This window comes from Massilia sp. UYP11 (assembly GCF_050434805.1).
GTDB lineage: Bacteria > Pseudomonadota > Gammaproteobacteria > Burkholderiales > Burkholderiaceae_D > Telluria.
The window spans coordinates 12811-25396 of the sequence record NZ_JBNDJE010000018.1 but is presented as its reverse complement, the minus strand read 5'-3'; the positions used below and the strand labels follow the sequence as shown (position 1 = coordinate 25396).

Here is a 12586-nt window from a genome sequence, read left to right as displayed (position 1 = left end):
ACTTAATAAACGGCAATAATTGGTCGCCCTATTAGGTTAACGCAGGTTAACCCTGTCTCGAGGACGTATTCGCACCATGACGATCATCAATAATGCCCTCACCGGCGCCCTCGCCGCCCAGCTCGCCCTGTCGGCCAGCAGCCAGAACATCGCCAACCTGCAGACCAAGGGCTATACCCGCCAGTCGGCGCTGTTGACGGCGGTCGGGCCGGACGCCAGCGGCCGCTCGGCCGGCAATGGCGTGCAAGTGACCTCGCTGCTGCGCTTCTCGGACAACTACAAGACCCAGGCGATGTGGCGCGCCAATTCGGAACAGGGCATGTATTCGCAGTCGCAGCCCTACCTGACCCAGCTCGAGAGCGTGATGGGCGACGCCTCGGCCAGCCTGTCGGCCGGCATCGACGACTTCTTCAAGGCGGTCAATGCGGTGGCCGGCGACCCCGGCTCGACCCCGCTGCGCCAGCAGGTCCTGACTGCGGCCGGCCTGATGGGCGAGCGCTTCAACGGCCTGAACAACGTCTTCAACTCGCAACTGACCTCGGTGCGCCAGCAGCGCAGCGCCCTGGTCGACGCGGCCAACGTCGATATCGCCACCATCGCCCGCCTGAACCGGCAGATCATCGAAACCCAGGCCGGCGGCGTGTCGGCCTCGAGCCTGATCGATGCGCGCGACCAGGCGATCGACGACCTGTCGTCCAAGATGGCGCTGGAAGTATCGGACAACGGCGACGGCAGCCGCGACGTCTCGCTCAAGAGCGGACAGGCGCTGGTGATCGGCAGCATGCACGGCAAGCTCAAAGCCGCGCCGACCGCCACGTCGCCGCAAGCGTTCTCGATCACCTTCGCCAGTTCGACCTTCGCGCTCGACGCCAGCAAGATGGGCGGCCAGCTCGGCGGCCTGACCCAGTTCGAGATCAATACCCTGCTCCCGCTGCAGCAAGACGTCGCCGCGCTGGCCGAGGAGATCGCCAACCGCGTCAACACCCAGCTGACGCTGGGCTACAACGCGCCCGGCGCCACGCCGAACGGCGTCCCCCTGTTCGTTTATACCCCGGGCAGCGGTTCGGACATGCTCAAGACGGTCGCCGGCTTCAAGGCCCAGGACCTGGCCTTTTCGAGCGACGGCACGCCGGGCGACACCGGCAACCTGCAGCAGCTGGCCGCGCTCAAGGGCCAGTCGATCCCCCTGCCGGGCATCGGCAGCGTGCTGCTGAGCGACGCCGACAGCCAGATGCTGGGCAAGCTGGCCGTGGACAGCAAGATCAACAGGGCCGCCCTGAAGACCACCGAGACCGTGCGCGTCCAGTCGATCAACGACTGGCAGTCGACCAGCGGCGTCAACGAAGACGAAGAAGCGGTCAAGCTGGTCGAGTTCCAGCGCATGTACCAGGCCAACATGCAGGTGATCTCGATCGCCAACTCGCTGTTCGACGCCACCCTGGCGATGATGGCTTAAGGAGAAACACCATGCGTATCGCGACCGCCCAATACCAATCGACGATGAACCAGTCGCTCCAGAATAACCAGGATCGGCTCAGCTACATCATGCGCCAGCTGGATAGCCAGAAGCGCATCCTGCTGCCCTCGGACGACCCGGTCGACAGCGTGCGCCTGTCGCGCCTGGCGCGCGAGGAATCCAGCGTAACCCAGTACCGCAGCAATATTTCTTCGCTCCAGCTGCGCCTGACCAAGTCCGAAGGCTACCTGAGCAATATGGTCACCGAGATGACGTCGGGGCGGGATCTGATGGTCTGGGCCCTCGACGGCGGCAATACCCCGGACGACCTGCAAGCCATGATCGCGCCGCTGGCATCGCTGCGCGAGAGCCTGCTGTACGGGGCCAACACGGTCGACCATGAAGGCAACCACCTGTTCTCGGGCACGCTGACCAAGACCCCGGCGATCACCTTCGACCCGGCCGCGCCTTCCGGTTCGCGCTATACCTACACCGGCAATACCAACGCCCAGAACGTGGTGGTCGGCACTGGCCTCACGCAGCCCGCCAACCAGAACCTGGCCGGCCTGGAAACATTGCTGAACCAGCTCGACGAAACCATTCGCGTGATGTCGGTGCCGGGCGCATCGCCCAATGATCCGGCCGTGCGCGCGGTGCTGACCGCCAACCTGGGCGGTTTCGACGATACCCAGGCCCTCATCTCGAGCAAGATCGCCGATCTTGGCGGACGCCAGAACATCATCAAGACGCTGGACGACAACCACGCCAACGTCAGCATGTCGAACAAGATCGCGATCACCGAGATCGGCGCGCTCGACGTCGGCATCGCCGCCACTGAGCTCAACGGTTATACCACTGCCCTGCAGGCGACCTACAAGGCCTACGCCAAGATCGGCAACCTGAGCCTGTTCAATGCGATCTGATGGCCATGGAAGCCCTGCTCAGACCAACCAGCACATCGACCGCCAGCGGCGCTGACCTCAAGGGCGGCGTCGTTAGCGGCAATACCGGCGCCCAAAGCACCGCGGCCACCGGGCGCACCCATGCGCTGCAGAGCGCCAGCTCCGCCGAGCGCACCATCGGCCGCGCGGCGCCGACGGCCAGTCCGCTGCGGCGCGGCATCGGCATGCAGCAGAACCAGGGCGAAGTCGCGCGCGCCCAGCAGGCGCTCGACTATCTCGAGCGCATGGCCGGCCAGCTCGAGGCGCTCAAGGGCGACCTGAGCGCACGCCTGTCGGGCCGGGGCGCCGCTTCGCGCGAACTCGAAGCACGCGTGCGCCAACTCGCCGCCACCCTCGAAGCGCGCCGCCAGCAGGCCGGCGACGGCCTCGACGCCCAACTCGACTTCGACGCGGTCAAGGGCGCCCAGCAGCGCTTCCGCATCCAGGGCCTCGACATCGCCTCGCTCAAGGCCGGCGGCGCCCAGACCCTGGGTTTCTCGGTCGGCAGCGCCGGCGGCCCGCAGCTGGCCGCCGCGATCGAACCGGGCATGACGCCGGAAGAGATCGCCCGGCGCCTGGACCGCACCCTGGCCCCGGTCCAGGTGCGCGCCGGCCTCGACCGGGATCGCGAACTGGTGTTCACCACCCGCGAATCGGCGTTCGCCGGCGTCAAGGATGCGATCGCGGTGACCGGCCGCGGCCGGGTCGACACGGTCGCCCTGCCGTCCTCGCTCGCACCGCAAGCCTGGGAGCTGGGCAACCCCGACGCCCTGCGCCAGAGCCTGCGCGAAGTGGTGCAGGCGCTGGCCCGGGTGCGCCGCTCCCAGGACGCGGCCTCGCTGGCGCTGAGCACCGCCGTGGCGCGCACCGCCCAGCCCGAGATCCCGACCGCCGAACTGGCCATGATCGCGCGCGACTTCACCGCCACCGCCGCCAGCCACGACTACGAGTCGCTGCTGGCCATCACCTCGGCCCTGGTCGGCGTGAGCCGCGAGCGGGTGCACGCCCTGCTGGGCCTGCGCTAAAGCCGCGCGGGAGCCCGGAACCTGACCGTTCCGGCCGCCGCTACAATCGATGACTGTTCGCGGCCGCATTTTCACGCGATAAAACACGGTCAGCGACCTCCGGTTGCACGACATCCCCTCTCAGGATGATCGAACCATGCCGACCGCCTCCACCACGGGACGCGCGTCCCAACCCGCCGCCAGCCAATACGCCGACCTCCGCACCAATCTGACGCAGTCGCTGCCGGCCGGCAATCCCGGGCTGCCATCGACGCCCAGGCCGGCCAGGTCGGACGAAAAAAAATCCCGCTGCATGCAGCGGGATTTTTTTGTTCCAGGACGGCGAACCGCCCCGGGAATTGCTTACGCGCCGTCGCGGCTGGCCTTCTTGCGCTCGTGCTCTTTCAGGTAGCGCTTGCGCAGGCGGATCGATTTCGGGGTGATCTCGACCAGTTCGTCGTCCTCGATGAACTCGACGGCGTATTCCAGCGACATCTGGATCGGCGGCACCAGGCGCACCGCTTCGTCGGTGCCCGACGAACGCACGTTGGTCAGCTGCTTGCCCTTGATCGGGTTGACGACCAGGTCGTTGTCGCGCGAGTGGATGCCGATGATCATGCCTTCGTACACCGGGGTGTTGTGCTCGACGAACATACGTCCGCGGTCCTGCAGCTTCCAGATCGCGTAGGCGACGGCGGCGCCGTCGTCCTGCGAGATCAGCACGCCGTTGCGACGGCCGGCCAGGTCGCCCTTGCTGTTGTCGACCGGTGCGTACTCGTGGAACACGTGGCTCATGAGGCCAGTGCCGCGGGTCAGGGTCATGAATTCGCCCTGGAAGCCGATCAGGCCACGCGCCGGGATCAGGTATTCCAGGCGCACGCGGCCCTTGCCGTCCGATTCCATGTTCTGCAGGTCACCACGGCGACGGCCCAGTTCTTCCATCACGCCGCCCTGGTTGACTTCCTCGACGTCGACGGTCAGGTTCTCGTACGGCTCGTGGCGCACGCCATCGACCATCTTGTAGACGACGCGTGGACGCGACACTGCCAGCTCGAAGCCTTCGCGACGCATGTTTTCCAGCAGGATGGTCAGGTGCAGTTCGCCGCGGCCCGACACTTCGAACACCGTGTCGTCGTCGGTCGGCGCCACGCGCAGGGCGACGTTGGCCTTCAGTTCGCGCTCGAGGCGCTCGCGCAGCTGGCGGCTGGTGACGAACTTGCCTTCGCGGCCGGCCAGTGGCGAGTTGTTGACCATGAAGTTCATGGTCAGGGTCGGCTCGTCGACGGTCAGCATCGGCAGCGCTTCTGGGGTGTCCACCGCGCACAGGGTCGAGCCGATGCCGATGTCTTCGATACCGTTGATCAGGCAGATGTCGCCGGCGACGGCTTCGTCGACCAGCACGCGCTCCAGGCCCTTGAAGTTCAGCACCTGGTTGATGCGGCCGCGGATTGGCGTCGAATCAGGGCCGTTCAGGACGATCACGTCCTGGCCGGTCTTGACGGTGCCGCGATTGACTCGGCCGATGCCGATCTTGCCGACGTAGGACGAGTAGTCCAGCGAGGTGATCTGCATTTGCAGCGGGCCTTCAGGATTGTCGTCACGCACCGGCACGTGTTGCAGGATCGCGTCGAACAGCGGCTTCATGTCGCCGCCGCGCACGCTCTCGTCCATGCCGGCATAGCCGTTCAGGCCCGAAGCGTAGACGATCGGGAAGTCCAGCTGCTCGTCGTTCGCGCCCAGCTTGTCGAACAGTTCGAAGGTCTGGTTGATCGCCCAGTCGGCGCGCGCGCCCGGACGGTCGATCTTGTTGACGACGACGATCGGCTTCAAGCCAAGCGCCAGCGCCTTGCGGGTCACGAAACGGGTCTGCGGCATCGGGCCTTCCTGCGCATCGACCAGCAGCAGCACCGAGTCGACCATCGACAGCACACGTTCCACTTCGCCGCCGAAGTCGGCGTGGCCCGGGGTGTCGACGATGTTGATGTGCGTGCCTTCGTACTCGACCGCGCAGTTCTTCGACAGAATGGTAATGCCGCGCTCTTTCTCGAGATCATTCGAGTCCATGACGCGGGTGTCCACGGCCTGGTTTTCACGGAAGGTGCCGGACTGGCGCAGCAGCTGGTCGACGAGCGTGGTCTTGCCGTGGTCAACGTGGGCAATGATTGCGATATTACGAATCGCGCGTTTGGTGTTTGACATGGATTTTAGAGAAGTAGCGTGGTGTACGAAGATGGTCCGATACTGCTGATTTCGGAAACCGACTAGTATAGCATGGGAAGCCGCCCAGTCTGAGTCTCGCCGCCGAAAGGCACGACTTTTCGACGGAATTTCAACAGCCGGTCACGGTGGCAGCGTAGCCGCTGCCCGTGACAGTGGCGTGACATGCGTAGCGGAAAAAAGGATCAGGCCGCCGGCGCCGTCGAGATCAGGCGCTCCGGCGCCAGGATCGCATACTCGCCCAGCTGGCCGGTGCCGAGCAGGCGGCCGGCATGGTAGATGCGCATCCTGCCCTGCTGGTCCGGCACGGCGACGTCTTCCTTGCCGAGCGCCAGGCGCTGGCCCTGCAGGAAGCGGCGCGCCAGCTCGGCGTCCAGCTCGATGGACGGGAAGGTCGACAGCAGCGCATCGACCGGCCGCAGCAGCGAGCGCGGGTCCGGATGCGCCAGCAGCTCGTCCAGCGTGATCATGCCGCTGACGTCGAGCGCGCCGACCTCGATCCGGCGCAGCGCGTTCAGGTGCGCGCCGCAGCCGAGCGCCGCGCCGATGTCCTCGCCCAGCACGCGCACATAGGTGCCCTTGCTGCAGGTGACGCGGATCTTCAGGAACGGCGCCTGGTAGTCGATCAGCGCCAGCGCGTGGATGGTCACCGGCCGCGCCTCGCGCTCGAGCGTGATGCCTTGGCGCGCATATTCATACAAGGCCTTGCCGTCGCGCTTGAGCGCCGAATACATCGGCGGCACTTGCTGGATCGGACCGCGAAAACGCGCCAGCGCCGCCTCGATCTGTTCCACGGTGACCTCCACCGGCAGGGTCTCGATGGCTTCGCCCTCGGTGTCGCCGGTATTCGTCATGACGCCCAGGTGGACCGTGGCTTCATAGGTCTTGTCGGCCTCGAGCAGGTCTTGCGAGAACTTGGTCGCTTCGCCAAAGCACAGCGGCAGCAAGCCGGTGGCGAACGGGTCGAGCGTGCCGGTGTGGCCGGCCTTCTTCGCGTTCAGCACGCGCTTGGCGCGGATCAGGGCGTCGTTCGAGGACAGGCCGACCGGCTTGTCGAGCAGCAGCACGCCATCCAGAGGATCGCGCGGCTTTTTCGCGGGACGACCGTTCACTCTTTCTCCGCCGGGTCGGCTGCCTGCGCGTCGGGATGCGAATCGGGATTCGACTCCGGATCGTCCTTGGCGCGGGTGGCGTTGGCCTGGTCGATCAGGGCCGACATCGCCAGGCCACGCACGGTCGAGGTGTCGTGCAGGAAGTGCAGCGACGGCAGCGTATGGATGTGCAGGCGCTTGCCCAGCATATTGCGCAGGTAGCCGGAGGCCTTGTTCAAGCCCTCCAGCGTCTGGCGCACGTCTTCCGCGCTGTCCTTGAGCAGGGTGAAATAGATCTTGGCGTGGGCGTAGTCAGGGGTCAGCTGGACTTCGCTGATGGTGACCATGCCGACGCGCGGGTCCTTCAGTTCGAAGGCAATGAGTTCCGACAGGTCCTTCTGGATCTGGTCGGCCACGCGCAGGCCGCGCTGTGGAATGCTTTTACTGTGTTTAGCCATGATGGTTCACTACTTTATTCTTTTGTTAGCGTCGTCCCCGCCCTAGCCGGGCGCCTTGGCGGGGACCCAAGTTTCTTAGCTCAGCAGCTGGCCTTGCGGGTAGCGTTCAAGCGAACAAACTTGGGTTCCCGCCTTCGCGGGAACGACGTGTCCGGGCCGGTGGCCGTCCCGTTCCTGTACGGATAAAAAAGGGCCAGGCCCCCCGCGGCATTGCCGCGAAGCGTCCTGGCCCCCATGGTACGCCAACGGCGTGACTTACAGCGTACGCGCCACTTCGGTGACTTCGAACACCTCCAGGACGTCGCCGACCTGGATTTCGTTGTTGCCCTTCAGCGACAGACCGCACTCGAGACCGGCGCGCACTTCCTTCACGTCGTCCTTGAAGCGTTTCAGCGAATCGATCTCGCCGGTCCAGATCACGATGTTGTTGCGCAGCAGGCGGACCGAGGAGGAACGCTTGACCACGCCATCGGTGACCAGGCAGCCCGCGATCGCGCCGACCTTCGACACCAGGATGACCTGGCGAATCTCGACCTGGCCGGTGATGGTCTCGCGCTTCTCCGGCGCCAGCATGCCCGACAGTGCGGTCTTGATCTCGTCGATCGCATCGTAAATGATGCTGTAGTAACGGATGTCGACGCCGTTCGCCTCGGCCAGCTTGCGCGCCTGGGCGTCCGCACGGGCATTGAAGCCGATGATGACCGCTTTCGAGGCGGTCGCCAGGTTGACGTCCGACTCGGTGATGCCGCCGACCGCCGCATGGACGATCTGCACGCGCACTTCCGAGGTCGACAGCTTCTGCAGCGAACCCACCAGCGCTTCCTGCGAACCCTGCACGTCGGTCTTGACGATCAGCGGCAGGTTCTTCACCTCGCCCTCGGCCATCTGCTCGAACATGTTTTCCAGCTTCGCGGCTTGCTGCTTGGCCAGCTTCACGTCACGGAACTTGCCTTGACGGAACAGAGCGATCTCGCGCGCCTTGCGCTCGTCGGCCATGACCATGACTTCCTCGCCGGCGCTCGGCACTTCGGTCAGGCCCTGGATTTCCACGGGAATCGACGGGCCGGCTGCGGCGATCGATTTGCCGTTTTCGTCCAGCATGGCCCTGACGCGGCCGAATGAGGAACCCGCCAGCACGACGTCGCCGCGCTTCAGGGTGCCCGACTGCACCAGGATCGTCGCGACCGGGCCGCGGCCCTTGTCCAGACGGGCTTCGACCACCAGGCCACGGGCCAGCGACTCGGTCGGCGCCTTCAGTTCCAGCACTTCGGCCTGCAGCAGCACGTTCTCGAGCAGGTCGTCGATGCCGGTGCCGACTTTCGCCGACACTTGCACGAATGGCGACTCGCCACCGTATTCTTCCGGCACCACGCCTTCGGCGACCAGTTCCTGAGTCACGCGATCCGGGTTGGCGCCCTGCTTGTCGATCTTGTTGATCGCGACGACCAGCGGCACGCCGGCGGCTTTCGCGTGAGCGATCGCCTCTTTCGTCTGCGGCATCACGCCGTCGTCCGCCGCCACCACCAGGATGACGATGTCGGTCGCTTTCGCGCCGCGGGCACGCATCGCGGTGAACGCTTCGTGGCCCGGGGTATCCAGGAAGGTGATCATGCCGCGCGGGGTATCCACGTGGTAGGCACCGATGTGCTGGGTAATGCCGCCGGCTTCGCCCGACGCCACCTTGGCGCGGCGGATGTAGTCCAGCAGCGAGGTCTTGCCGTGGTCGACGTGACCCATGACGGTAACGACCGGCGCACGCGGGCTCGACTCGAACTCGGTGTGCTCGCCCTGGTCGGCCAGGACCGCTTCCGGATCGTCCTCGGCGGCGGCGAAGGCCTTGTGGCCCATCTCTTCCACCAGGATCATCGCGGTTTCCTGATCCAGCACCTGGTTGATGGTGCACATCTGGCCCAGCTTCATCAGCTGCTTGATGACCTCGGACGCCTTGACCGACATCTTGTGCGCCAGCTCGGCCACGGTGATGGTTTCGGGCACGTACACGTCCTTCACGATCGCTTCGAGCGGCGCCTGGAAGTTCGATTCACGATCGTCGCCATGGCCACGACGGCCGCCACGACCACCGCTGCGCCAGCCGTCACGGCCACCGCCGCCGGCAGGTGCGCCACGGGTCTTGAGGCCCTGGCCGCCACGCTTCTTGGCGTCGTCCGACCAGGTCGACGACACATTGGCCGACTTGATCGACTTCTTGTCGCCCGGCTTCTTGGCGTCGTCCTTCTTGACTTCGCCCGGCTTCTTGTCCGCAGGCTTGTGCAGCGTGCCGGCGGCAGCGGCCGGAGCGGCTGGCTTGGCCACCGGTTCCGGCGCCTTGATCACGCGGCGCGGCTGGCTCATCATGAGCTTGATCTGCGCCACTTCGTCGGCCACGGCCTTGCGTGCGCGCTCGGTGGCGGCAACGCGTTCGGCAGCTTCCTTGGCGGCAGCTTCCTTGGCGGCCTTGGCGTCGTCGGCGGCCTTCTTGGCGGCCTCGTCGGCGCCAGCAGCGGCTTCCTTGCCGGCAGCGACTTCCTTGGCGGCAGCAACAGCGGCCTTTTCGGCAGCGTCGCGCTTGGCCGCCTCGGCGGCTTCGCGCTTGGACTGCTCTTCGGCAGCCGCGGCTTGCGCCTTTTCTTCGGCTTCCAGCTTGGCCAGGCGTTCCTGCTTTTCGCGCAGGTCGGCTTCCTGACGGGCAATCAGCTCGGTCTGGCGGCGCGCATCTTCTTCTCGGCGCGCCTGTTCGGCGGCGTCGATCACCGGTTCTTCCGGGGCCTTGGTGGTGACCAGGTCGTCGCGCTGCACGAAGGTACGCTTCTTGCGGACTTCGACCTGGATGGTGCGCGATTTACCCGACGAATCGGCCTGCTTGATTTCGCTGGTTTCCTTGCGCGTCACCGTGATTTTCTTCTTTTCGCCGGTGTCGGCTGCGCCGTGGGCACGGCGCAGGTGGTTCAGCAGCTTGTCCTTATCATCTTTCGACAAGGGATCTGACGTCGAGCTTTTCTCGACGCCGGCCGAACGCAGCTGGGTCAGCAGCAGGTCTGCAGGCATCTTCAGCTCGGTGGCAAATTGGGCTACGTTGTTACTCGCCATTCAGTCCTCTTTTCTACGTGTCGCGACAGATGATAAAGAAATGTTCAAGCTTTGGCCGTTTCTGCCAGGCTCCAGGCTTTCGCCTGCAGTGCTTTCGCCCGGTCGTCATACTTGCCATCGACCAGCTTCATCTCGTCGTCGGTCACATCATTAAATTCACTCTTGATCAATTCGCGGGCGCGGTCCGACGGCAACGCCAGGATGGCGCCAAATTCGTCATAGGCCAGCGCCGCGAATGCTTCGACCGTCTTGATGCCAGCCAGGCCAAGCTTGCCGGCAACGGTACGGTCCATGCCTTCCAGATTGACCAGAGCTTCTTCCATGCCTTCGAGACCTTCCTCGGAAGCGATCGCTTCGGTCACCAGCGCGTCACGGGCGCGGGTGCGCAGTTCGTTGACGGTGTCCTCATCGAACGATTCAATTTCCAGCATCTCGGAAATTGGCACGTATGCGATCTCTTCCAGGCTCGAGAAGCCTTCTTCAACCAGGATATCGGCCACTTCCTGGTCGACGTCCAGTTTTTCCATGAACAGCGCGCGGATCGCGGCCGATTCTTGTTCCACCTTGTTCGCCGATTCCTCGGCGGTCATGATATTGATCTTCCAGCCGGTCAGCTCGGACGCCAGGCGCACGTTCTGGCCCGAACGGCCGATCGCGATGGCCAGGTTTTCTTCGTCCACGACCACATCCATGGCGTGCTTTTCTTCGTCGACCATGATCGACGAAACGTTCGCAGGAGCCAGGGCGCCGATCACGAACTGGGCCGGATCGTCCGACCACAACACGATGTCCACACGCTCGCCGCCCAGTTCGCCGGTCACGGCCTGCACGCGCGAACCGCGCATGCCGACGCAGGTGCCGATCGGATCGATGCGCTTGTCGGCCGTAAACACGGCAATCTTGGCGCGCACGCCGGCGTCACGGGCCGCCGATTTGATCTGCAGCAGGCCTTGTTCGATCTCTGGCACTTCCAGCTCGAACAGCTTCATGATGAAGTCTGGCGCAGTGCGCGACAGGATCACCTGCGGGCCGCGCATATTGCGGTCCACACGCAGGATGAAGGCGCGCACGCGGTCACCGATGCGCAGGTTTTCTTTCGGGATCATCTGGTCGCGCGGCAGGCGCGCCTCGATCTTGCCCGACTCAACGATCGCATCGCCGCGTTCCATGCGCTTGATGGTGCCGGTGACCAGCGAATCGCCGCGCTCCAGGAAGTCTTGCAGGATCTGCTCGCGCTCGGCATCGCGCACGCGCTGCAGCACCACTTGCTTGGTATCCTGGGCAAAACGACGGCCGAAATCGACCGATTCGATCGGCTCTTCAATGTACTCGTCGACTTCGATGTCAGGAATCTGTTCCTTGGCTTCGAAATGCAGGATTTCCTGGTCAGGCAGTTGCAGGCCCGCTTCGTCCGGCACCACGTGCCAGCGGCGGAAAGTCTCGAATTCACCGGTGTCGCGATCGATTGACACGCGAATGTCGACTTCGCCTTCATAGCGCTTCTTCGTGGCCTGTGCCAGCGCGAACTCGAGCGCACCGAAAACGACTTCCTTGTCGACGTTCTTTTCGCGCGCAAGCGCATCCACCAGCAATAAAATTTCGCGACTCATGCTTTGCGACTCCTAAAATCCACCTGTGGCACCAAACGTGCCTTGTCCAATTCGGCCAGCGTAAATTCCATCAACGCCGGGCCATCTTTACTGTCAAATTCCAAGCCGACCTTGTCGTTCTCGACGCCGCGCAGGATACCGGTGAACGTCTTGCGGTGATCACTGCCGGGTACCGCGACGCGCAGCTTGACCGTGCACTCATGGCCGGCGAAGCGGGCAAAATCGGCGAGGGTCCGTACCGGGCGATCGAGGCCCGGCGACGAAATTTCCAATCGTTCGTAATCGACGTTTTCCACGGTCAACACGTGCGACAACTGGTGGCTCACCTTGGCGCAGTCCTCGACCGTGATCGGGCCCTTTTCGTCCGCATCGGCAGCCGGGAAATCGATGTACACACGCAGGATCCCGCGCTCGCCTCGTTCCACATCGACGAGGTCATAGCCGAGTCCACTGACTGTCGTGGCGATTAAGTCAAACTGCTGCACGGCACTTCTCCAGGGCTTTAAAACGATTTACCAAAAAAAAAATGGGCATCTGCCCATCTTTTTGTACTTACAACCCAACCAGATGAAAGCACTTGCACCAATTTCACGCGCATCATGACTTGCGGATACAGCGTTCGGGGAAGGACTTCGATTAGGCTGCAAATTATACTGCTTTTCCGCTTCTCTCGCAATCGCCATACCATCAATGAGATTTTAAACAACAGTTGGCGAGCTGCT

At 64.2% G+C, this 12586-nt stretch carries 9 protein-coding genes; 3 read left to right on the top strand and 6 right to left on the bottom strand.

The genetic code is table 11. The features are described from left to right. The first annotated feature begins 76 nt into the window (after positions 1–76). The 3 genes from flgK to ABIB38_RS19425 are packed head-to-tail and all read left to right on the top strand — an operon-like array spanning position 77 to position 3422. Positions 77–1456: a flagellar hook-associated protein FlgK gene (gene flgK / locus ABIB38_RS19435; protein ID WP_429206350.1), complete on the top strand. Its 1380-nt coding sequence runs from the start codon at positions 77–79 to the stop codon at positions 1454–1456. An 11-nt stretch (positions 1457–1467) separates the two neighbouring features. Next, positions 1468–2379, top strand: coding sequence for a flagellar hook-associated protein FlgL (flgL, locus tag ABIB38_RS19430; protein ID WP_429206349.1), 912 nt, complete (start codon positions 1468–1470; stop codon positions 2377–2379). Then, entirely contained in the window at positions 2379–3422 is a 1044-nt protein-coding gene (locus ABIB38_RS19425; RefSeq protein ID WP_429206348.1) for a hypothetical protein, read from the top strand. The genes flgL and ABIB38_RS19425 overlap by 1 nt, the downstream gene beginning before the upstream one ends. A 342-nt stretch (positions 3423–3764) precedes the next feature. On the opposite strand, the gene typA is transcribed toward ABIB38_RS19425, so the two are convergent. The 6 genes from typA to rimP all read right to left on the bottom strand — a co-directional run bounded on the left by typA (position 3765) and on the right by rimP (position 12349). After that, on the bottom strand, positions 3765–5600 hold the full coding sequence (gene typA, locus ABIB38_RS19420) for a translational GTPase TypA (protein WP_429206347.1): 1836 nt from the start codon (positions 5598–5600) through the stop codon (positions 3765–3767). A gap of 203 nt (positions 5601–5803) precedes the next feature. Continuing rightward, the gene (truB, locus tag ABIB38_RS19415) at positions 5804–6730 is read right to left on the bottom strand and encodes a tRNA pseudouridine(55) synthase TruB (protein ID WP_429206346.1); all 927 of its coding nucleotides are present in this window, start codon (positions 6728–6730) and stop codon (positions 5804–5806) included. Then, positions 6727–7167: a 30S ribosome-binding factor RbfA gene (rbfA, locus tag ABIB38_RS19410; RefSeq protein ID WP_429206345.1), complete on the bottom strand. Its 441-nt coding sequence runs from the start codon at positions 7165–7167 to the stop codon at positions 6727–6729. The genes truB and rbfA overlap by 4 nt, the downstream gene beginning before the upstream one ends. Before the next feature lie 255 nt (positions 7168–7422). Then, positions 7423–10254 carry a translation initiation factor IF-2 gene (infB, locus tag ABIB38_RS19405; RefSeq protein ID WP_429206344.1) on the bottom strand — a complete coding sequence of 944 codons (2832 nt, stop codon included), beginning with the start codon at positions 10252–10254 and terminating at the stop codon, positions 7423–7425. A 44-nt stretch (positions 10255–10298) separates the two neighbouring features. Next, positions 10299–11864, bottom strand: coding sequence for a transcription termination factor NusA (gene nusA / locus ABIB38_RS19400; protein WP_429206343.1), 1566 nt, complete (start codon positions 11862–11864; stop codon positions 10299–10301). Continuing rightward, positions 11861–12349, bottom strand: a complete 489-nt coding sequence (gene rimP / locus ABIB38_RS19395) for a ribosome maturation factor RimP (protein WP_137175228.1) — start codon at positions 12347–12349, stop codon at positions 11861–11863. The genes nusA and rimP overlap by 4 nt, the downstream gene beginning before the upstream one ends. Positions 12350–12586 lie beyond the last annotated feature (237 nt).

Bases quoted from the DNA above. Each gene is read 5' to 3' on its own strand.
- typA (WP_429206347.1), bottom strand. From the start codon at position 5,600: ATGTCAAACACCAAACGCGCGATTCGTAATATCGCAATCATTGCCCAC.
- infB (WP_429206344.1), bottom strand. From the start codon at position 10,254: ATGGCGAGTAACAACGTAGCCCAATTTGCCACCGAGCTGAAGATGCCT.
- ABIB38_RS19425 (WP_429206348.1), top strand. From the start codon at position 2,379: ATGGCCATGGAAGCCCTGCTCAGACCAACCAGCACATCGACCGCCAGC.
- flgL (WP_429206349.1), top strand. From the start codon at position 1,468: ATGCGTATCGCGACCGCCCAATACCAATCGACGATGAACCAGTCGCTC.
- nusA (WP_429206343.1), bottom strand. From the start codon at position 11,864: ATGAGTCGCGAAATTTTATTGCTGGTGGATGCGCTTGCGCGCGAAAAG.
- rbfA (WP_429206345.1), bottom strand. From the start codon at position 7,167: ATGGCTAAACACAGTAAAAGCATTCCACAGCGCGGCCTGCGCGTGGCC.
- flgK (WP_429206350.1), top strand. From the start codon at position 77: ATGACGATCATCAATAATGCCCTCACCGGCGCCCTCGCCGCCCAGCTC.